18 protein-coding genes and 1 tRNA gene are annotated in these 20,890 nt (G+C 58.5%); 6 read left to right on the forward strand and 13 right to left on the reverse strand.

Going from position 1 to position 20,890, the window contains the following annotated elements:
- Nucleotides 1-104: 104 nt before the first annotated feature.
- Nucleotides 105-190, reverse strand: a tRNA-Ser gene (locus tag ODJ80_RS05945).
- 266 nt (nucleotides 191-456) lie between these two features.
- On the opposite strand from ODJ80_RS05945, the gene ODJ80_RS05950 reads away from it, so the two are divergent.
- From ODJ80_RS05950 to ODJ80_RS05975, 6 genes are all read left to right on the forward strand, one after another.
- A complete protein-coding gene (locus tag ODJ80_RS05950; protein ID WP_263041331.1) occupies nucleotides 457-2,004 on the forward strand; it encodes a Ppx/GppA phosphatase family protein in 1,548 nt (515 codons plus the stop codon).
- 10 nt (nucleotides 2,005-2,014) lie between these two features.
- On the forward strand, nucleotides 2,015-4,144 hold the full coding sequence (locus ODJ80_RS05955; RefSeq protein WP_263041332.1) for an RNA degradosome polyphosphate kinase: 2,130 nt from the start codon (nucleotides 2,015-2,017) through the stop codon (nucleotides 4,142-4,144).
- A gap of 98 nt (nucleotides 4,145-4,242) precedes the next feature.
- Nucleotides 4,243-5,319, forward strand: a complete 1,077-nt coding sequence (locus ODJ80_RS05960; protein ID WP_178862706.1) for a 6-phosphofructokinase — start codon at nucleotides 4,243-4,245, stop codon at nucleotides 5,317-5,319.
- Between the two features lie 92 nt (nucleotides 5,320-5,411).
- Nucleotides 5,412-6,290: a sugar phosphate isomerase/epimerase family protein gene (locus ODJ80_RS05965; RefSeq protein WP_263041333.1), complete on the forward strand. Its 879-nt coding sequence runs from the start codon at nucleotides 5,412-5,414 to the stop codon at nucleotides 6,288-6,290.
- Nucleotides 6,290-7,498, forward strand: a complete 1,209-nt coding sequence (gene pepT, locus ODJ80_RS05970; RefSeq protein WP_263041334.1) for a peptidase T — start codon at nucleotides 6,290-6,292, stop codon at nucleotides 7,496-7,498. Before ODJ80_RS05965 ends, pepT begins: the two co-directional genes overlap by 1 nt.
- Before the next feature lie 9 nt (nucleotides 7,499-7,507).
- Complete coding sequence (locus ODJ80_RS05975) at nucleotides 7,508-8,503, forward strand: Gfo/Idh/MocA family protein (RefSeq protein WP_263041335.1); 996 nt, start codon at nucleotides 7,508-7,510, stop codon at nucleotides 8,501-8,503.
- 71 nt (nucleotides 8,504-8,574) lie between these two features.
- Here the strand turns inward: ODJ80_RS05975 and ODJ80_RS05980 are convergent, their stop codons facing one another.
- From ODJ80_RS05980 to mutS, 12 genes are all read right to left on the reverse strand, one after another.
- Nucleotides 8,575-9,051: a ComEA family DNA-binding protein gene (locus ODJ80_RS05980; RefSeq protein WP_263041336.1), complete on the reverse strand. Its 477-nt coding sequence runs from the start codon at nucleotides 9,049-9,051 to the stop codon at nucleotides 8,575-8,577.
- Between the two features lie 3 nt (nucleotides 9,052-9,054).
- Nucleotides 9,055-9,975, reverse strand: coding sequence for an RluA family pseudouridine synthase (locus tag ODJ80_RS05985; protein WP_263041337.1), 921 nt, complete (start codon nucleotides 9,973-9,975; stop codon nucleotides 9,055-9,057).
- Nucleotides 9,972-10,487, reverse strand: a complete 516-nt coding sequence (lspA, locus tag ODJ80_RS05990; protein ID WP_263041338.1) for a signal peptidase II — start codon at nucleotides 10,485-10,487, stop codon at nucleotides 9,972-9,974. The genes ODJ80_RS05985 and lspA overlap by 4 nt, the downstream gene beginning before the upstream one ends.
- Before the next feature lie 74 nt (nucleotides 10,488-10,561).
- Complete coding sequence (locus ODJ80_RS05995; RefSeq protein WP_263041339.1) at nucleotides 10,562-11,536, reverse strand: DivIVA domain-containing protein; 975 nt, start codon at nucleotides 11,534-11,536, stop codon at nucleotides 10,562-10,564.
- Between the two features lie 14 nt (nucleotides 11,537-11,550).
- Nucleotides 11,551-12,291: a YlmH family RNA-binding protein gene (locus ODJ80_RS06000; RefSeq protein WP_263041340.1), complete on the reverse strand. Its 741-nt coding sequence runs from the start codon at nucleotides 12,289-12,291 to the stop codon at nucleotides 11,551-11,553.
- Between the two features lie 11 nt (nucleotides 12,292-12,302).
- Nucleotides 12,303-12,797, reverse strand: coding sequence for a cell division protein SepF (locus ODJ80_RS06005; RefSeq protein ID WP_263041341.1), 495 nt, complete (start codon nucleotides 12,795-12,797; stop codon nucleotides 12,303-12,305).
- A 31-nt stretch (nucleotides 12,798-12,828) separates the two neighbouring features.
- Nucleotides 12,829-13,560: a YggS family pyridoxal phosphate-dependent enzyme gene (locus tag ODJ80_RS06010; RefSeq protein ID WP_178862646.1), complete on the reverse strand. Its 732-nt coding sequence runs from the start codon at nucleotides 13,558-13,560 to the stop codon at nucleotides 12,829-12,831.
- Entirely contained in the window at nucleotides 13,538-14,839 is a 1,302-nt protein-coding gene (locus tag ODJ80_RS06015; protein WP_263041342.1) for an HlyD family efflux transporter periplasmic adaptor subunit, read from the reverse strand. The genes ODJ80_RS06010 and ODJ80_RS06015 overlap by 23 nt, the downstream gene beginning before the upstream one ends.
- Nucleotides 14,829-15,812, reverse strand: coding sequence for a tRNA (adenosine(37)-N6)-dimethylallyltransferase MiaA (miaA, locus tag ODJ80_RS06020; protein WP_263041343.1), 984 nt, complete (start codon nucleotides 15,810-15,812; stop codon nucleotides 14,829-14,831). The genes ODJ80_RS06015 and miaA overlap by 11 nt, the downstream gene beginning before the upstream one ends.
- Nucleotide 15,813: 1 nt before the next feature.
- A complete protein-coding gene (gene mutL / locus ODJ80_RS06025; protein WP_263041344.1) occupies nucleotides 15,814-17,781 on the reverse strand; it encodes a DNA mismatch repair endonuclease MutL in 1,968 nt (655 codons plus the stop codon).
- A 24-nt stretch (nucleotides 17,782-17,805) separates the two neighbouring features.
- Entirely contained in the window at nucleotides 17,806-18,240 is a 435-nt protein-coding gene (locus tag ODJ80_RS06030; protein WP_178862638.1) for a GNAT family N-acetyltransferase, read from the reverse strand.
- A gap of 10 nt (nucleotides 18,241-18,250) precedes the next feature.
- On the reverse strand, nucleotides 18,251-20,866 hold the full coding sequence (gene mutS, locus ODJ80_RS06035) for a DNA mismatch repair protein MutS (RefSeq protein ID WP_263041345.1): 2,616 nt from the start codon (nucleotides 20,864-20,866) through the stop codon (nucleotides 18,251-18,253).
- Between the last annotated feature and the right edge of the window lie 24 nt (nucleotides 20,867-20,890).

The raw sequence follows: 20,890 nt of genomic DNA on the forward strand, positions 1-20,890 counted from the left end.
TTCCCTTTCAAATTGAAACAATGAATACATGATACCCCACGAAAGCCCATCTGGCAAGGGGAAAATATGAAAAAACGCTGAATTCAAAGAATTCAGCGTTTTAATGGCGGAGAGGATGCGACTCGAACGCACAATGCCTTGCGGCACACCACATTTCCAATGTGGCTCCTTACCATTAGAATACCTCTCCGTATGGCGCTTGATTATTATAACGGATGTTTCCGAAAAAATCAAGAGGGAAATGAAAAATTTTTTTCTTTTCTTTTTTCGGCCCTTTTTCCCCTCTTTTTTCCAGGGCACGCCGGCGCCCCGTGCTGCTTCCCCTTTGGATTTGTGTTAAATCCATGTAAAATTCGCCGGAATTCCCGCAAAAAACAGCGATTGTGATTTGAACATCCCCCTGGATTTTGGTATAATAAAAAAAGTTCAAAATTCATTTTTTAGGAGGGGTTCCTCTTGAACAAGAAAAGCGCAGCCCGCGCGGCCGCTGTCATTGAGATCGGCACCAACAATGTACGGATGCGGGTCTCCCAGTGGAGCAAGGGCCGCCTTGCCACGCTGGACCGCCTGGAGTATCCCGTCAGCCTGGGGCACGATGTGTTTTCCAGCGGGTCCATCAGCTTTGACAGCCTGCGGGAAATCTCCAGCGTGCTCTCTAAATTTTCAGCCGCGCTGCTTTCCTACAATATCGAGAAGCCCAAGGTCATCTCCTGCACGGCCCTGCGGGAGGCTAAAAACCGGGCTTTGGTGGCGGATCAGCTGAAGGTGCGCAACGGCGTAGACGTGACCGTGCTGGAGGACAGCCAGGAAAAGGCCTACATCTATCAGGAAATCATCGAAAAGCTCAACGGCTGCCAGCTGGAAAACGGCAACACCATGATCGCCTATGTGGGCTCTGGCAGCATTGGCGTGGCCGTGTATGACGGGCAGCGGGTTGTTTATTCCCAGAACATCTCCATGGGCGCCTTAAAGCTGCACGACGTGCTGCGGAGCCTGCGCCAGGAAGCGGAGGACTTCCATTATATTATAGAGGAATACCTGGACACCATTTTCAACCGCATTGCCATCTCCGGCTTCCAGGTTAAAAACCTGATCCTCACGGGCTCGCAGCTGGAACTGGTGGCCAGCCTGTGCGAAGCCAAAAAATCCGGCGCCCCCTATGAGATCAGTGTGAAAAAGCTCACCAGCCTATACCAATCCCTGCGCACTGCCACGGCAGAGAGCATTGCCAACCGCTTTGGCATTTCCGAGGAGCGGGCGGCCCTGCTGTACACATCGCTTTCCATCTACACGGGTTTTCTGCGGTTTTGCCCTCAGGCGGAAACCGTTATCTCTCCCCCGGTGGACATTTCCGAAGCCATTCTTCGCCGTACGCTGATGCCCAAGGCGGCTTCCACCCTTGCCGCCGACTTGCGGGAAAGCGCCATTGCCTGTGCCCAGACCACAGCGCGGAGCTTTGGATGTGACCTGGAACACTCTGCCGCCATCGCCGGGACCTGCAGTAAGCTCTTTGACCGGCTGAAGAAGATCCATGGGCTGGATTCCTCTAAGCGGCTGCTGCTGGAGCTGGCGGCCATTCTTCACAGCTGCGGCAGCTTTGTGAACGTGCGGCAGCACAACCAGTGCACCTTCGACCTGATTAAGGGCATGGATATCTTCGGCCTGCGCCAAAGCGAGGTGCTGGAGACCGCTTTTGTGGCGGGCAGCATTTCGGACAACCTTTCTGTGGAGGAAAACCCGGATTTTGCCTGGCTGCCTATGGAGGAGCGCATTGTCATCTCCAAGATGTCCGCCATTTTCCGGCTGGCCAACGCCCTGGACAAGTCCCACCGGGGCAAGCTGCGGGACCTGAAGATCACCCTGGAGGACGACCAGGTGATCTTTAAAGCCAAAGCTTCAGAAAACACGCTGCTGGAGCGGTGGGCCTTTGCGGAATCGGCCCAGTACTTTAAGGAGGTGTTCGGCCTTTCCCCCGAGCTCTCCATCAAATTTGACATGATATGAGGTGTTATTTATGGCGGAAAAGAGGATGCCCTATTACAATCGGGAACTGAGCTGGATGGACTTTAACGCCCGGGTGCTGGAGGAGGCCACGAAAAAGGAAAACCCCTTGATGGAGCGGCTGCGTTTTCTGGCCATTACCGGGTCGAACCTGGATGAATTTTTCATGGTGCGTGTGGCTGGCGTCAAAGCCCAGGTTAACTCAAAATACAAGCAGAAGGGCAACGACTTTGACTTAACCCCCCAGGAGCTGCTTCCCCTTTTGGAAGAAAAGACCCACCGCTTTATGGAGCGGCAGTACTCCTGCCTGCACCGCTCCATTCTTCCTGCCCTGGAAAAGCAGGGCATCCGGTTCCTCTCTGTGGAAGAAATGGACGGCAGGCAGAAGGAGTACCTCTCTCAGTACTTTCAGCGGGTTCTGTTCCCCGTGCTGACCCCCTTGGCGGTGGACAGCAGCCGCCCCTTCCCCCTGCTGGCCAACAAGTCCCTGAATATTGCCGTATGCCTGAAAAGCAAAGAACACAATAAAGAGGAAAAGGTGTTTGCCATTGTGCAGGTGCCCTCCATCCTCCCGCGGTTTTTAGAGCTTCCCGCCAATGCGGGGGTCCGGCAGTTCACCCTGCTGGAGGAGGTCATTATCCACAAGCTGGACGAGCTGTTTGAGCTACACGATATTGTGGCCGCCTGCCCCTTCCGGGTGACCCGGGACTCTGACCAAGAGATTGATGACGAGGCCGAGGACTTTATGAGCGAGGTGAAGAAGTCCATCAAGCGGCGCAAGCGGGGCCGGCCTGTGCGGCTGGAGCTGCTGAACAAATGCAACGCCTCCATCAAAAGTTTTCTCATTGAAATGCTGGGCATCAAGAAGAACGAGATCTATGAGGTGCCCGGCCCCCTGGATTTGACCTTCCTCTCCAAATTTGCGGGGGTGAAGGGGTTCGAGTCCCTGTGCTTTGAGCCCATCCGCCCGGTGACCCCTCCGGCGGACTTCTGGGGCTACACGGACATTTTTGAGGCCATACGGGAGAAGGACCGAATGGTGCACCACCCCTATGAGAGCTTTGACTGCGTGGTGCAGTTCATCGAACAGGCGGCCGAGGATGAAAATGTTCTGGCCATCAAGCAGACGCTGTACCGGGTCTCCGGCAACTCGCCCATCATCGCGGCGCTGATCAAAGCCGTGGAGAACGGCAAACAGGTGACCGTGCTGGTGGAACTGAAGGCTCGCTTTGACGAGGAGAACAACATCAACTGGGCCAACAAGCTGGAAAAAGCGGGCTGCCACGTTATTTACGGCCTGCAGGGGCTGAAAACCCACTGCAAGATCGCCCTGGTGGTGCGCCAGGAGGAGGACGGCATCCGCCGCTACCTGCACCTGGGCACCGGCAACTACAACGACTCCACCGCCAAGATCTACACGGACGTGGGCCTGTTCACCTGCAACAGCCAATACGGGGCGGACGCCTCTTCCCTGTTCAACGTGATCACAGGCTATTCCCGGCCCCCGGAGTACCGCCACTTTGTGGTGGCGCCCCATGGGATGCGGGCCTTCTTCCGCCGGATGATCCAAAACGAGACGGAAAACGCCAAAAAGGGCCTGCCCAGCGGCATCACCGCCAAGGTCAACTCCCTGGTGGACCCGGAGATCATCTCCCTGCTGTACGAGGCTTCTCAGGCGGGAGTACCCGTAAAACTGGTGGTGCGGGGCATCTGCTGCCTCATTCCTGGGCTGGAGGGCGTCAGTGAAAACATCACGGTCATCAGCATTGTGGGACAGCTGTTGGAACACAGCCGGGTATTCAAGTTTGAAAACGCGGGCAACCCCAAGATCTACATGGGCAGCGCCGACTGGATGCCCCGCAACCTGGACCGCCGCATTGAGCTGGTGTTCCCCATTGAGGACGAAGACCTGAAACAGCGGGCCTTTGAGATTCTGGACATTCTGCTGAACGACAACACCAACGCCCGGATGATGCTGCCGGACACCAGCTATCAGCACGTATCCCGCCGCGGCCGCACTGCCTGCAGCAGCCAGCTGACCTTCTACCGCATTGCCAAGGAGCGCCTGAAGGCCAAGGAAGAGCTGCAGAAGGACAGCCCTCTCATCCCCATCCATTCCGCTGAAGAGAGCGCAGGCACTTGACAGCGGAAGGAAGTTTGGTACAATATTGGTATAAAATGCTGCCGGAAAGAGTCGGGTACTGGCGGCTGGGCAGATGATTTTCAGAGAGGATGATCAAATTGAAGCGTGTGGGTATTTTGACCAGCGGCGGTGACTGCCAAGGCTTAAATGCCGCCATCCGCGGCGTGGCCAAGGGACTCTATCAGGAATTTGGCAAGGATGTGGAAATTTACGGCATTAAGGATGGCTACAAGGGGCTGATCTTTGGAGAATATAAGAAGATGGCAGAGTCGGATTTTTCCGGCATTCTCACTTTGGGGGGCACGCTGCTGGGCACTTCCCGCCAGCCCTTCAAGACCATGCGGGTCATTGACGAAAACAGCGTGGACAAAGTGAAGTCCATGAAGGAAAACTACAAGAAAATGAAGCTGGACTGCCTGGTGATCCTGGGGGGCAACGGCACCCAGAAGACCGCCAACCTGCTGCGGGAAGAGGGGCTGAACGTCATTCACCTGCCCAAGACCATCGACAACGATATCTGGGGCACTGACGTGACCTTTGGTTTCCACAGCGCGGTGGAGATCGCCACCAATGTCATCGACTGCATCCATACCACAGCCACCTCTCACGGGCGGGTATTTATTGTGGAGGTGATGGGCCACAAGGTGGGATGGCTGACTCTGTCCGCGGGCATTGCGGGCGGCGCGGACGTCATTCTGCTGCCGGAGATCCCCTATGACATTGACAAGGTGGCCAAGTGCCTGAACGACCGCATCAAACGGGGCAAAAAATTCTCCATTCTGGCGGTAGCCGAGGGTGCCATCTCCAAGGAGGAGGCGGCCCTTTCCAAAAAAGAGCGGAAAAAGGCCCGGGAGAATTTCCCCCATCCCTCCATTGTGTACCGCATTGCCGAGGAGCTTTCTGAGAAGATCGACAACGAAATCCGGGTCTGTGTGCCAGGCCATTTCCAGCGCGGCGGCAGCCCCTGTGCCTATGACCGGGTTCTGTGCACCCGGCTGGGGGCCACTGCTGCCCGGTTCATCAAGGAAAAGACCTTTGGCGTGATGGTGGGCATGGTGAACGGTCAGTGCACACCTGTGCCGCTGGAGAATGTAGCCGGCAAGCTGAAGAGCGTGCCTGTGGACTGCGATGAGATCAAGGCTGCCCGGCAAATTGGAATCAGCTTTGGCGATTGATTTCCCCTTTTATAAGCAATAACGCGTGCCCGGCAAGGTGCTCTTTGCCGGGTTCCGCTATTTTATCAAACATACCATGAGGAGTTGTTTTTATGAAATTCTCTGTCAGTCTCTACAGTTTTTACAGCGCCATTCAAAGCGGGGAGATGACCTCTGAGGAGTGCATCCTCGCCGCCAAGGAGCTTGGCTTCGACGCGGTGGAAGCCGTGGACTTCGTGAACTTCAGCGGCACCCAGGAGGAAATGGAGGCCCAGGCCCGGCACCTGAAAGAGGTGGCGGACCGCTGCGGCTTGCCCTTCTCTTCCCTGGCTGTGGCCGCGGACTTTCTCAACGGCAGCGGCGGCAACCTGGAGCAGGAAGTCCAACGGGTGAAGAGCTGGGTGGACATCGCCGCGCTGCTGGGAGCGCCCCGGATGCGCCACGACATCACCCAGGGATACGCCCGGGATTCCGGCAAGTACCAGAGCTATGACAGCCTGCTCCCCACCCTGGCCCAGGCAACCCGGGAGGTGACAGAGTACGCTGCCGCTAAGGGCGTGGTTACCATGACAGAGAACCACGGCTTCTTCTCCCAGGACTCGGAGCGGGTGGAGAAGCTCTACACAGCGGTGGGGCACCCCAACTTCGGGCTGCTGTGCGACATAGGGAACTTCCTGTGCGCCGATGAGGACCCCGCCCAGGCGGTGGCCCGGCTGGCCCCCTACGCCAGGTACGTCCACGCCAAGGATTTCATTGTAAAGCCCTTCTACAGCGAAGACCCCGGCGAGGGCGCCTTCCGCACCCGGGGCGGCAATTTCCTGCGGGGGACTGTCATCGGCCACGGCAATGTGCCGGTGAAGCAGTGCCTGCATCTGCTGAAAGCCGCAGGATATGACGGCACTGTGGCCATTGAATTTGAAGGGATGGAGCGCCCGTTGGACGCGGTGCGCATTGGCCTTGCCAATTTGAAAAAGTATTGGAGTGAAGTGTAATGTCTGTAAAAGACGTGTTTCTTGATCTGGTCTCCTACAGCACTGGCTCGGACGAGACCACCGGCACCACCCCCAGCACCCCGGGCCAGAAGGTGCTGGGCGCCCACATCGTGGAGCACATGAAGTCCATCGGCATAGAGGACGCCCACATGGACGAGCTGGGGTATGTGTATGGCACCATCCCCGCTACGGACGCCCGCAAGAACACCGTGGGCTTTATCGCCCACATGGACACCTACGGCGGCGTCTGCGGAGAAAATATCAAGCCCCAGGTCATTGAAAATTACCAGGGGGACACCATCGCCTTGGGGACCAGCGGCCTGTCCCTCTCCCCTGCGGAGTACCCCGCCCTGAAAGAGCAGGTGGGCAAAACCCTTATCACCACCGACGGCACCACCCTGCTGGGGGGCGACGACAAGGCCGGCGTGGCGGAGATCCTCTGTGCGGCGGCGGAGATTCTGAAAGAGGGGAAGCCCCACGGCACCGTCAAGATCGGCTTTACCCCGGATGAGGAGATCGGAGAGGGCGCCGACCACTTTGATGTGGAGGGCTTTGGCTGCGACTATGCCTACACCGTGGACGGCGGCACCCTGGGGGAGCTGGAGTATGAGAACTTTAACGCTGCCTCTGCCACGGTGGAGGTGGAGGGCTTCTCCATTCACACCGGTGGCGCCAAGAACAAGATGGTCAACTCCATGAGCGTTGCCATGGAATACTGCGCCCTGCTCCCCAAAGAGCAGGTGCCGGAGCACACAGAGCTGTATGAGGGCTTCATCCACTTAGATTCCATCCAGGGCAACGTGGAGCACACCACCATGCAGTTTATCATCCGGGATCACGACAAGGAGCTCTTTCAACGGAAGAAGGAGCTGATGGGCCAGGCGGCTTCTTACATCAACGCGAAGTATCCCAGCCAGCCTTTGACCCTGACAGTGAAGGACACTTATTACAACATGAAGGAGAAGATCCTGCCCCGCATGGACATTATCGAAACCATGGAGCGGGCCATGCGGGAAAACGGCGTGGAGCCCATTACCCTGCCCATCCGCGGGGGCACTGACGGCGCCCGGCTCTCCTTTATGGGACTTCCCTGCCCCAACATCTGCACAGGCGGCGCCAACGCCCACGGCAAGCTGGAGTATGTGGTACTGGAGGACATGGAGAAAATTAAGGACATCATTAAGACCGCCGTTTACAACGTGGAGTGAGGGGGGCTTATGCTGCGATTTGGAACCATCGGCTCGGGATGGATTTGTGATGAGTACATCCACGGGGCCAAGGACAGCGGTTTGTGGGAACTGACGGCAGTGTATTCCCGCACCAAGGAACGGGCGGAGGAGTACGCCCGGCGTCACGGCGCCAAATACGCCTTTACCAACTTGGAAGAGATGGCCGCCTCTGACTACATCGACGCGGTGTATATCTCCAGCCCCAATGCCCTCCACTATGAACACAGCAAGGCTTTTTTGGAGCGGGGCAAGCACGTCATCTGTGAAAAACCCCTGTGCGCCCAGGCCAGCAAGGTGCGGGAACTGCAGCGCATTGCCCAGGAGCATGGCGCAGTGTTTCTGGAGGCCATCATGTACCTGCACCTCCCCCAGCGGAAACTGCTGGAGGACACCCTGCAGCAGCTGGGGCAAATCAGCCTGGTAAAGCTGGACTTCTGCCAGCGTTCCTCCAAGTTGGACCGGTATTTGCAGGGGGAACTGCCCAACATCTTCAACCCGGCCCTGGAGACCGGCGCTTTGATGGACCTGGGGGTCTACTGCGTGTACCCGGCCCTGGCCCTGTTCGGGAAGCCGGAGAGCTTCTCCCTCCGGCCCCACATGATGGAGAGCGGGGCCGATGGGGCGGGCATTGCCACGCTGCGATACCCCGACAAGCTGGTGACGTTGACCTACTCCAAGCTGGGGCAGGCCGGGGCCAACAGTGACTTCCAAGGCACGGAGGGCACCCTCTCTGTGGAATCCATCTCCCGGCTGGCCGGATTTTCTCTGTGGCGCAAGGATGGAACAAAAGAGGCCCTCTATGGGGATGACGAAAAGTACAAACTGATGGGCTGGGAAGCTAAGGACTTTTTCCGGTACATCACAGAGCCGGATGCCTCCGCCGCTGAATACGCCCGGTGCTCGGAGCTGGCCCTGCAGGTCTCTGAACTGATGGAGGCCATGCGGGACCAGGCAGGCATCCACTTTGCCAGCGATAGAAGGTAAAAGTAATTATGTAGAAAAAGGAACGGTAAGGCTTTTCGTGCCCTGCCGTTCCTTTTTTTGCGAAAGGGGGGTTATTCCGTTGTAATGTACGGCTCCAGCTTGGCAAAGGTCTTTTCCCCTATACCGGAGACATCCATCAGCTCTTGCACGTCATAAAAACCGTTGTTCTGTTCCCGGTAGTCGATGATGCGCTGGGCGATAACCGGCCCCACACCGGGCAGCTTATCCAGCTCCTCCAGGGTAGCGGTATTGATGTTGACGCTCTTTTCCACCAGCACTTCTTGGGGTCCCTCCGGGTCGGGCTCTACCAGCTCTTCCCCCGAAGAAGCGCTTGAAAAGGCCGAAGCTTCTAAGGCAAGGGAGCCTTCCTCTTGGATGGGCGCTGTCTCCTGAGAAGGGAGGCCCATCTCTGCCGGAGCAGCCGTTGGCTGGACCACCACTTGATACAGCTGGATAGGCTGGGAACTATACAGGCCCAACAAGGCCGCCGCTGTGATGACGGCCGCAGTCAAGATAATGGCTCCGCGGATTTTCGTCTCCCGATCCATGTGTCACACTTCCTTCAGCTTGCGGAGAAACGCAGTGAAATAGGGGGGCAAGGGCGCTTCAAACTCCAAGTACTCTCCGGTGCGGGGGTGGACAAACCCGATTTTTCCCGCATGGAGGCACTGGCCTTCCAGGGAGGTGATGACTTTTTTGGGGCCATATACAGGATCTCCCGCTACGGGATGGCCTAGAAACGCCATATGCACCCGGATTTGATGGGTGCGCCCTGTTTCCAGCCGGAGGCGCAGCTGAGTAAAGCCTTGAAACCGCTGAACCACCCAGAAATGCGTCACGGCCCGCCGCGCGCTGGGGGACTGAGGCAGCACAGCCATTTTCTTCCGGTCTGTGGGATGGCGCCCTAAGGGCTGGTCCACTGTGCCGGAGTCCTCCTTGAAAGTGCCGTAAACCACCGCGCTGTACTCCCGGGTAAAGGAGTGGGCCTGAATCTGCTGAGCCAAATGGTTGTGGGAAAAATCGTTTTTTGCCACAATCAGCAGGCCGCTGGTGTCTTTGTCAATGCGGTGGACAATCCCCGGGCGAGCCACCCCGTTGATACCAGAGAGGGAGCCGCCGCAATGATACAGCAGCGCATTGACCAGCGTTCCGCCCGGATGCCCCGGCGCGGGATGGACCACCATGCCCTTAGGCTTGTTCACCACCAACAGGTCGCTGTCCTCATAGACAATATCCAGGGGAATCGCCTCTGGGAGGACCTCCAGAGGGCGCACCTCAGGAAGCTCCACTATCAACAGGTCCCCGGGCTTCAACTTAGCGCTTTTGGAAACCGGTTTTCCTCCACAGGTGACGCACCCCTCTTGAATTAAATTCTGCACAGCGGAACGGGTCAAGTCCTCCAGGGCGGCGGAAAGCAGCTTGTCCACCCGCTGGCCCGGCTCTTCCACAGGGATTCTCCTCTGCAGGCTCATTTCCCGTCTTCCCCCTCCGGAGAGAGGCTTCTTTCCTTATAGGAAAAGAACAGCATATGGATGACAAACAGCACGGCACCCACCGTGATGCAGCAATCGGCGAAATTGAAAACATACCCAAAAAACAGCACATGGATGAAGTCCACCACAAAGCCGTGAACTATGCGGTCGATGAGATTTCCCAAGCCCCCCGCAATCAAAAGGGCCGAGGTGGTGTAGCTGAAAAAGCTGTGGTGCTTGTAGCGGAACAGGAGCACTAAAATTACAGCGGCGGCAATCACCGTTACTGCAATGACAAGCCAGATAGCGCTCTTGAACAGGCCAAAAGCCGCTCCTGTGTTTTCTACATAGGTCAGCTCCAGCAGCCCGGGGATTACCGTGACAGTTCCCACGGGCTTGAGCGCAGTGAGCACAAAGTATTTCGAGATCTGGTCAATGGCAAGCAGCACCACTGCCACCACCAGGACAGCCACGCCTGTGGCTACGCTTCGATTTCTGTTTTCCGGTTTCAAAATGATCTCCTTTTCCTTGGGACAGTGTACAAAAAGGGCGCAAAAACCGATTTGCGCCCAAAGGTTGTGCCCCATCATTTCCTGCGTTTTTTCTTTCCTAGGTCCACATTGTCCCCAAATTCCAGGTTGCTGAAGTTGGACTCTTTTTCCCTCTTCAAGGATTCTGGGATATCGCTGTAAGCCGTAAGGTCAATACCCACCTGAGAGAGGTCGTCATCCAAATAAGGGGCCGTTTGCTCCTCGCTTAGATCCACCTTATCATGGAGGGAGCGGGGCGCCGGAGAGGAGGGCTCGGCAGACCTGCGGGGAACCGGCTGCGGCTCCGGCTGGACAGCGGGGGCTTCCTCTACCAATTCAGGTTCGGGCTCCGGTTCCGGAAGGGGTTCCGGCTCCGGCTCGGGCTGGGGTGCCGGGGCCGGCTCAGGGGCGGGCCGGCTCTCCGGCTGCTGCGCAGCAGCCGGGGCGGGAGGGGTCTCTTTGATGCGGAAGCTGGGAATATGGTTGATGCTCTCCAAATGCTTTTTATACATCTCCAGCAGGGAAACGCGGAAAGCAGAGACCTGGCGTTTCATCTCCTCCAGCTCTGAGCGCTTGCGGTCCACCTGCTCGGCATACTCGCGGGCAGCGCGGGCTGCGTCATCCCGGGCGTTGGCCAGGATGCGCTTGGCGCTCTCTTCCGCGTCCGCCACCATGACGGCTGCCTTGCCCTGGGCCTCTTTGATAGACTCTTTTGCAATGCGTTGGGCGCTGAGGATCGCCTCCTTGATGCCATCCTCTTCCTCCCGGTAGGATTCAATCTTTTGCGCCAGGATGCCCAGCTTCTTTTGCAGCTCTGCGTTTTTCGCCTTCAGCTCGTTAATTTGGCCGTTCACCTCATTCAGCTGGTCGCTGAGCTGGGCGTTCTGCTGCAAGGCGTCGTCCCTCTCGGCTTGAAGCTGAGTGAAGGACTCGACCACCTCGTCGATAAAATTATCCACGTCCTCCGCCTTATACCCGGAAAAGCTCGCTTTTCCAAAGCTCACTTCGTTGATTTCCTTCACGGTCAACATGTTGGAAGTCCCCCTTATTGATATTTCCTGCATTTCACCACAAGCCGGCCTTTGCCGGTGGTCGGCCCCAGCTGGTCCAGCAAAAACTTTCCCTGCCGGCGCACCGAAACCTTATCTCCCTCTTGCAGCCTGGAAGAAGGCGAAAGCGCCTCCCGATGATTTACTGAAACCAGACCGGCGGCAATTAAGCCAGCTGCCTTTTCCCGGCTGGTGCGGCACAAAAATGCCACCAGGCAGTCCAGCCGCGGCGATGCCACAACGCCGCTCATGTCCAAAAAAGTCCGGGCAATGGGAAGGGGCTCCTCCCGGGAAAGAGAGGCCTTTACCCCCACCCGGCCGATCTTTTCAATGTTCTGTAAAAAATACTCCGCCATTTCCTCACGGAGGAAGGCAACGCACCGTCCCTCCCCCACCAAGATATCCCCCACCACATCCCGCTCCACACCCAGGGCCATGAAGGAACCTAAAAAATCCCGATGGGTAAGGGTAAATTCCTTCCGGTAGGAAAGTGAGAGCGGCACAATAGGAAAGTGCTGGGGGGCGGGCTCCAGGTATTCTGGAAAAAAGCCCAGCATCACACGCTCCGCCTCCTCATAACCGCCCCAAAACAGAGTGGACACCCTGCGGCGGGAGAGAAAATCCTCACAAAAGGCGGCCTGGGCTTCATCCAAAAAACCCAAGAAGCATGGGCGTTTTTGCCCCAGCCGGCTGTAATCCTCCAGCCGGGCGGCAAGCAGCTCTTGTTCCTTTGTCATCGGCCTTCCGCTTAAAAGTAAAGCCCGCTGTTTTCCAGCTCATCTAAGACGTCATCGCCGGTCAAATCCACATTGTAGGGCGTAATAATAAACGTGTTGGTGGCGATGCGCTTGATTTTCCCATTGTTGGCATAGGCCACACCGCTGAGAAAATCCACAATGCGGCGAGAGACCTCTTTCTCTGTCTTCTCCAGATTGAGCACCACGGTGTGGCGCTTTAAAAGCTCATCGGCCACAGCCCGGGTTTCCTCCCCAAAGGAGATGGGCTTGAACAGCACCACCTGAAGCTGGGCTTTGGCGTTGATGTTCACCACCCGGTTACCGCCGGAAGACTCGCTCCGGGAAGCAAAATCGGAAAAAGAATAGGAAGAGGAGCGGCGGGGCTCGCTGTAAGAGCTGCGGCTGGAGGAGCTCTCCTCCTCCGGCTGCTCGTCCTCATAATAATCTTCGTATTCATCCTCCGGCGGATTCCACATTTTGTGGAGCTTATCGACCAATCCTGCCATATGGTATCAACCTCCTGAAAACGATAGTGTGTTAGTGCTGGGGATACACCCTTTTTCCGAAAAGCGAGGAACCCACCCGCACCATGGTGGCCCCGCAGGCGATGGCTTCTGGGAAGTCAGAGGACATTCCCATGGATAAGCAGTTCATAGATACATTATCTAATTTTTTCGCCGCTATGTCAACATAAGATTGCCGCATGGCGGAAAAATAGCCGCGAAGTTTTTTCACGTCCTCACAGATGGGTGGAATGGCCATAAGCCCCTCCACCTGGATGCCGGGCAGCTGCCGGACTTCGTCCACCACCTCCAGAAGGGCCTCGGGCAGCACGCCGCCCTTGCTCTCCTCCCGTCCGATGTTCACCTCGATGAGCACTTTCATCGTGGTGTTCTCCCGCTGGCACAGGCGGGAGATCTCTCGGGCCAGCCTGACGCTGCCCACCGACTGGATGCAGCTGACCTTCCCCATCAGATACTTGACCTTGTTGGTCTGCAGCTGGCCGATGAACTGCACGTCGCAGTGGGCCCGGTCCAAGCCGTCGTATTTTTCCAAGAGCTCCTGCACCCGGTTCTCCCCTATGCAAGAGAGCCCCCTGCTGATGGCGTGGTTAACCACCTCCAAGGGCACGGTCTTGGTGGCCGCCAGCAGGGTGACCTCCTCTGGCCTGCGCCCTGCCTGGACCGCCGCCTGGGCAATCTGCTCCAGCACCCGGGGGTAGTTCTCGTCGAATGCCGCGCAGCGTTCATCGAACGATTTTTCCATCATATAGGTCCGTCCCTTCTACTACAACTTGGTCGTACAGCTGGATTGTGGAATCCGTCACCAGCATGGACTGTTCCTCTTCCGTAAGATTCGTCCTGCAGATTGCATATCCATTGACCGTTTGGTCCGTAAAGACTTGCACAAACTCCAGCTGCCCGCCATAGAGCACATACACGCCCTTGACATTTTCCTGCACCTGGGTAACCGTATTCCCTGCCTCATCGGTGGTGGCATACTCCACATCCGCAAAACGAATGGCCCTCTCGTTCACCAACACGCCCGAGTACGTGTTCACCGTCACCTGGATGGCCTCATTGCGCACCGCGGCAATATCCGCGTCCATGGTGGAGCACTGGAACACCACCGCCGTCTTGCCGCTTTCCCCGTCGGAATTCCGCGCCAGCACCTTTGCGGGAATCTGTTCCGTGCTGGCAAAGGGGATATCCAAATACACGTCCTCCACGCCTTCAAAATGGACCATGTCATCCTCATCGAAGACGCAGACCGCGTACCAGTTAAAATCCTGGCAGATTTTCCCAACCGCATCTGTGGAAGAGGGCTGCTGCTCTAAAAGCTCCTCCGCCTGGGCCACCGTAATGCTCTCCACCTGGGAAATATCCATCACATTTTCCAGGCCGTCCACAGTGCTGATAAAGTAGCCCGCTTCCGGGGCCAGGATGCTCCCCGTTGCAGAGCCAGTCTGGCTAGCCAGGGTATCCCGCTGGCTCTGCAGCTGGCTGATGCGCTGGCTGTAATCTTCCGCGCTCTCCTCGCCGGTAATCAGCTGGCGCCGGATGAGGGCATTCTGCAGCTCTCCCTTTTGGGTGTTCAGCCCGGAAAAATCATTTTCATTGACCAGCTGGCTGATCCCCTCCAAAGCGGAATAGATCTGGTCCCCCAGCATGGAAGGGTTGGCCACATAGAAATTGGCCGTCTGCGAAAGAGACTGCAAATTTTCGATCTCCTGGTCCAACTGGTCCAGTTCCCGCTGAGAGGCTGCGTCGCTCTCATTGGAAAAGATGTCTGCGATCACCCCGCCCCGGGAAACCCGAGAGCCATCCGCCACCCGATAGCTGAGCACGCCGGAGTAGCTCTCATCAATGACCGTTTCGTTGCGAAGGATGAAGCCCTGGGCCTGCAGCACATCAGAGACCTCTCCATACATGGCGGTTTCGGTCCGGATGCTCTGGTGGGTGGCCTGATAGGCCTGATAGCCCACATACAGCAGCACAAGGAAGGCCAGGACCACTGCGCCAAGGGTTCGTATCTTCTTACTGTTCAAAGGCCGTGCCTCCTTTCACAACGCCCCACTTCGCCAGCTGGGCCAGGCTTTCATCCAGCAGCGCCTGGTGGTTGGAAAAACTGTCCACATAGAGGAACTCCACCCGTTCCTCCCGCTTAAACCAGGTGATCTGCCGCTTGGCGTACCGGCGGCTCTCCCGCTTGATGCTCTCCACCGCTTCCGCAAGGGAGGCCTCCCCCCGGAAGTAGGGGAACAGTTCCTTGTAGCCGATGGCCTGGGCGGCGGTGGGGATTCTCTCGGAGCCCTGGCAGCGATTGAAAAACAACCTTGCCTCCTCTAAAAGGCCCTGTTCCAGCATTCTGTCCACCCGCTGGTCAATCCGGCGATACAGAGCCTCGCGGTCCCGATAGGTGAGGCAGAGCATGACGTATTGATACGGAGACTGCGCTGTGCGGGAACGCTCTGCCTGCTGGGAAAAGGGCTCGCCGCAAAGCTGGATATACTCCAAAGCCCGAACCACCCGCTTCACATTGTGGGGATGGATTTCCTCCGCCGCCTTGGGGTCAAGCTCCTGCAGGCGCCGGTAAAGGGCATCCGCCCCCTGCTCTTCCGCCTGCCGGAACAGCTTCTGGCGCAGTGCCTCATCCCGTCCATTTTCCTCAAAGGAGAAACCCCGCAGCAAAGAACGGGCATACAGCCCTGTCCCCCCCACCAAAACGGGAAATTTGCCTCTGGCGCGGATGCCCTGAATCGCCTTCCCGGCAGCCTCTACATAGTCGGAGACGCTGAAAGGCTGGTCCACCTCCAGGCATCCCACCAAGTGGTGGGGTACCGCAGCCAGCTCTTCTGAGGTTGGCTGGGCCGTGCCAATGGGAAGGCCCCGGTAGACCTGCATGGAATCGCAGGAGACCACCTCGCCGCCCAGGCGCTGGCACAGCCCGATGCCCAATTCTGTCTTTCCTGTGGCGGTAGGGCCCACCACGGCCGCCACAGGGATTCGATTCTCTGCCATATCACACACGTCCAAACTGCCGCTCGATATCCCGGCGGCGCAACAGGATGTACACTGGACGGCCATGGGGGCAATACCGCACATCGGGATTGCGCTCCAGCTCCTGGGCCAGGGAGACCATCTCCTCCCGGGTGATGGAGTCCCCCGCCTTCATGGCGGCGCGGCAGGCCACGTTGTGATACACCCAGTCCTGATGCTCCGTGGTCATCCGGTCCTTTAAAGAGGCCAAATAACCCGCAATCTCCATCACAGCCCCAGCTGCGTCCCCCCCATCCAACAGCAGGGGGGCCGAGCGCACCAGCACTGTACCGGTTCCGAAGTCCTCCACCTCGAACCCCGCTTGAGAGAAAGCCTCCAGATGGTTCAAAACCGCCGTGTACTCCTCCTTGTCCAGGGTGACAGTGACAGGCTCCAGCAGGGCTTGGGCCTCTCCCCCGGCGTTTTCCCGCTTGAGGCGTTCATAGAGCAGGCGCTCGTGAGCGGCATGCTTGTCAATAAACATGAGCTCCTCTTTGCTGTACTCCACAATGAGGTAGGTGCCGAAGGCCTCCCCGATTATGCGGGAGTGGAATTCCCGCACAGGGGGAGCTAGAATTTCCCGCGGGGCGGGTTCCTCCGCGGGAAGGGGAAGGTCCGCCGGGGATGGCGCTGCGGCAGCCTCTTCCGCCTGCCGCAGGGAAGGCCTCTCCGCCAGAGGGGCTTGTGGGCTGGGGGGCGGCACAGGGCGGGGCTCACGGTCCAGCACCTTTTCCAAAAAGCCGGAGAAGGCCGGCGTCCGCTCCGGCGGCCCGCCACTGTCCCGCAGAAGGACGCCCCTCTCCGGAAGGGGCTGGCTCTTCTGGGGGGCAGGGACTGGGACGGAACGCTGGACAGGCCGCTGGGCTGGGGGCTGGGGCTCCAAGTGGAGCTGTTCCTTTTTCTCCAGAACGGGGGCGTAAGGGTTCACCGGGGGCCGCTTCAGTTCCATGACTTTGGGCTTGTCCCCGGCGTGAAGGGCGGATTTGACCCCGTGGTACACCGCGTCGAAAATGGGGCGCTCATTGACAAAGCGCACCTCCAGCTTGGCGGGATGGACGTTCACGTCCACCGCCCCGAAGGAGAGGTGCAGATGCAGCACACAGGCAGGAAATTTTCCCACCATGATGGAGCCCTTATAGGCCTCTTCCAAGGCGGCCATGGCGGTGCGGCTGCGGATGTACCGGCCGTTGATGAAGAAGTTCTGCATGGAGCGGTTTGGCCGGCTGGAGGTGGGGGCGCTGATGCAGCCCTCCACTCTCACGTGGCCCAGCTCGTACTTTACGGGGATGAGAGTGGAGGAGAACTCCCGGCCGTAGACGGCGTAAATAGTGGAAGAGAGCTTTCCATCCCCCGGGGTGTGGAGCTGCTCCTTGCCGTCCCGGATGAACCGGAAGGAAATCTCCGGGTGGGACAGGGCCAGCTTATCTAAAATGCCCGCCACAGAATTGCCCTCGGTGGAGTCCTTCTTCAAGAACTTCATCCGGGCGGGGGTGTTGTAGAACAGATCCCGCACCAGGATGGTGGTGCCCTCGGGGCAGCCCGCTTCCTCCAAGGTGTAGTCCTCGGAGCCGCCGCCCACATAGCGCACGCCAGCCACGGCGCCGGGCACCCGGGTGAGCATCTCCACATGGGCCACCGCGGAGATGGAAGCCAACGCCTCTCCCCGGAAACCCAGGGTGGCGATGGAATTCAGGTCGTCCTGCTGGGCCACCTTGCTGGTGGCGTGGCGCAGAAAGGCGGTGGGCACTTCCTCGGGTGCGATGCCGCAACCGTTGTCCGTCACCCGCATAAAGGTGACGCCGCCCCGCCGGATCTCCACCGTGATGATGGTGGCCCCCGCATCCACGGCGTTTTCCACCAGCTCTTTGATGACGGAAGAGGGGCGGTCTACCACCTCGCCCGCAGCGATGAGTTCTGCCACCTGCTTATCCAGCACTTGTATTCTGGGCATAGTACCGCCTCCTTTCAAAACGCTCTAACGTGTGAATTCCATCGGGGTGAAACGGATGCCGTTCTGCTGCTGTTCTTCCGCCGTATCCAGAAAGCCCAGCCGGTGGTAAAAGCCCACGGCATACGGCGAGGAGTGAACGGTAATCCGTTTGGCACAGGTCTCCGCCAAAAAGCGTTCCCACAGCGACCTGCCGATTCCCTGCCGGTGAAAGTCCTCCCGGACGAAACACAGGCAGATATGGGAGCCTTCCCTCCGGGAGGCAAGCACCCCCGCCAGTTCCTCCCCTTCCCAGGCGGCCCAAGCCTCCAGGGACAGCAGGCCCTGCCTGTCCTCTAAAAAGGAGCGGAAGGCCTCCACCCCCTGAGGCGGGTACTCCGGCGCTTCAAAGCGCTGGAACACCTGCCACACAAGGGCGGCGGCAGCGCCCCACTCTTCCGGGCACAGTTTGCGAATCTCCATAGCAGGAACCTCACTTCAACATGCTGCACAGCTCAAACAGCGTGTTCATGCACTGGATGGGCGTCAGGCTGTTCACATCCAGATTGCGCAGCTTTTGCAGCACTTCGCCGTCTACGGTGTCCATGGTCAGCTGCACGGGCTCCTCAGAGAACCGGCGGTGGGTGGGGCGAAGGCCCTCTCCCCCGGTCTCCTCCAGCTCTGCCAACACCTGCTTGGCCCGGCGGATGACCTTGTCCGGCACGCCGGCCAGCTTGGCCACCTCGATGCCGAAGCTGTCATCAGCCCCGCCCCGGACAATGCGCCGCAGGAAGGTGATGTCATCCCCCCGCTTCTTCACGGCGATATTGAAGTTCTTCACCCCGGGGAGCTGATCCTCCAGAGCGGTGAGCTCGTGATAATGGGTGGCAAACATGGTCTTGGCCCCCACCAGCTTTTTGTCATGGACATACTCCAGCACGGCCCGGGCGATGCTCATGCCGTCGAAGGTGGAAGTGCCGCGGCCGATCTCGTCAAAGATAATAAGGCTGTTCTTGGTGGCGTTCTTCAGGATATCCGCCACCTCTGCCATCTCAATCATAAACGTGGACTGGCCCGCTGAAAGGTCATCGGAAGCGCCCACCCGGGTGAAGATAGCGTCTACAATGCCAATTTCCGCCACGGCAGCCGGGACAAAACACCCGGCCTGGGCCATGATGGTGATGATGGCTGTCTGGCGCATAAAGGTGGACTTGCCGGCCATGTTGGGGCCTGTAATGATGGCCACCCGGTCATCGTTCATATCCATGTCCACATCGTTGGGAACAAAGGGCGCATCGTGAAGGAGGGCCTCCACCACGGGGTGGCGGCTGTCCTTTAAGTACAGCTTGCCGCTCATGTTGATGACCGGCCGGGTGTAGTCGTTCTTCACGGAGACAACCGCAAAAGAGCACAGCACATCCAGCACGGCCACCGCCTTGGCAGAGGCCTGCACCCGGGAAAGCTGCTGGGCCACATGCTGGCGGATTTCCTCAAAGAGCTTGGATTCCATGGCGATGGAGCGGTCGTGGGCGCCCAGAATCCGGTTCTCCAGGTCTTTCAGCTCTTGGGTGATGTAACGCTCGCCGCCGGTGAGGGTCTGCTTGCGGATGTAGTCTTCGGGCACCTGGCTCTTATAGCTGTTGGACACCTCGATGTAGTAGCCGAACACCCGGTTATAGCCGGTTTTCAACTTGGGGATACCGGTGCGTTCCCGCTCCCGGGCCTCCACTGCGGCAATCAGCTCCCGGCCGCCATTCATGTCCCGCTTGACCTCGTCCAGCTCCTGGTTATAGCCCTCCCGAATGATACCGCCTTCCCGGATGGTAAAAGGCGGGTCGTCCACAATGGCGGCGTCAATGAGCTGGGCCACATCCTCCAAGCCGTCCATCTCCTGGCGCAGCTGCTGGAGCAGTGTGGCCTGGCAGGGGGCCAGCATGGCTTTCAAGCCGGGCAGGCGTCCCAAAGCCGCCGCCAAAGACCGGAGCTCCCGGCCGTTGGCGGAGCCGTAGACAATGCGGGTCATAATGCGCTCCAAATCGTAGATGCCGGTGAGCTGCTCCGTGAGCTCGTCCAAGAGCTGAGGGTTATCAAACAGCTCCTCCACGGCATTCAGCCGCCGGGTGATACGGGCGGGGCTGAGAAGGGGCTGCTCCAGCCAGGTCTTGATGAGCCGCTTGCCCATGGCTGTTTTAGTGCGGTCCAGCACCCAAAGGAGGGAGCCCTTTTTCTCCTTGTTGCGAAGAGTTTCTGTCAGTTCCAGGTTCCGGCGGGCGTTGATATCCAGGCCCATCACCCCGGCGTCCGCGCCGATCTCCACCTCGTTCATGCGTTCCAAGCCCGTGATCTGGGTGCGGCCCAAATAATCAAACAGGGCGGACAACGCCTTCACCGCCAGGGGCTTGTCGGAGAGCTCCAGCTGGGCCAGGCTCTGCCCGCCAAACTGGCGGGAGACCGCCTGCTGGGCCTGTTCCAAATCCCCGTACAGCTCCCCATCCTGGCACTCCACCGCGGCGTGGAGCTTGTCCCGGATAAAGTCCGCCAGGCCGGTCAAATCCAGGGCCTGAGGATTGAGGACAATCTCGCTGGGGCTGTAGCGGGCCAGGCGGTCCTCCAAAATATGCAGCAGGGTCTCCCGGTCCGGGGCAAGCACCTGGTCGGCGGTCAGGTCGCCGGTAGAGATATCGCCAAAGCACAAGCCAAGCCCTCCCTCCTCATAACAGAGAGAGCAGAGGAAATTGTTGCGGCTCTCGTCCAACATGGAGTTCTCCACCACGGTGCCAGGAGTGATGACCCGGATCACGTCCCGTTTTACCAAGCCCTTGGCCAGCTTGGGGTCCTCCAGCTGCTCACAGATGGCCACTTTATAGCCTCTCGCCACCAACTTGGCGATGTAACCTTCAGCGCTGTGGAAGGGCACCCCGCACATGGGGGCCCGCTCCTGCTGGCCGCACTCCCGGCCGGTGAGGGTGAGCTCCAGCTCTCGGGAGACGGTCTTGGCGTCGTTGAAGAACATCTCGTAAAAATCGCCAAGGCGAAAGAAAAGTATCGTGTTAGGATACTTTTCTTTCATCTCAAAGTATTGCTTCATCATCGGGGAAAAATCCGCCATTGTGCTTTAACCAACCCTTTCCAT

This window comes from Acutalibacter sp. LFL-21 (assembly GCF_025630755.1).
GTDB lineage: Bacteria > Bacillota > Clostridia > Oscillospirales > Acutalibacteraceae > Acutalibacter > Acutalibacter stercoravium.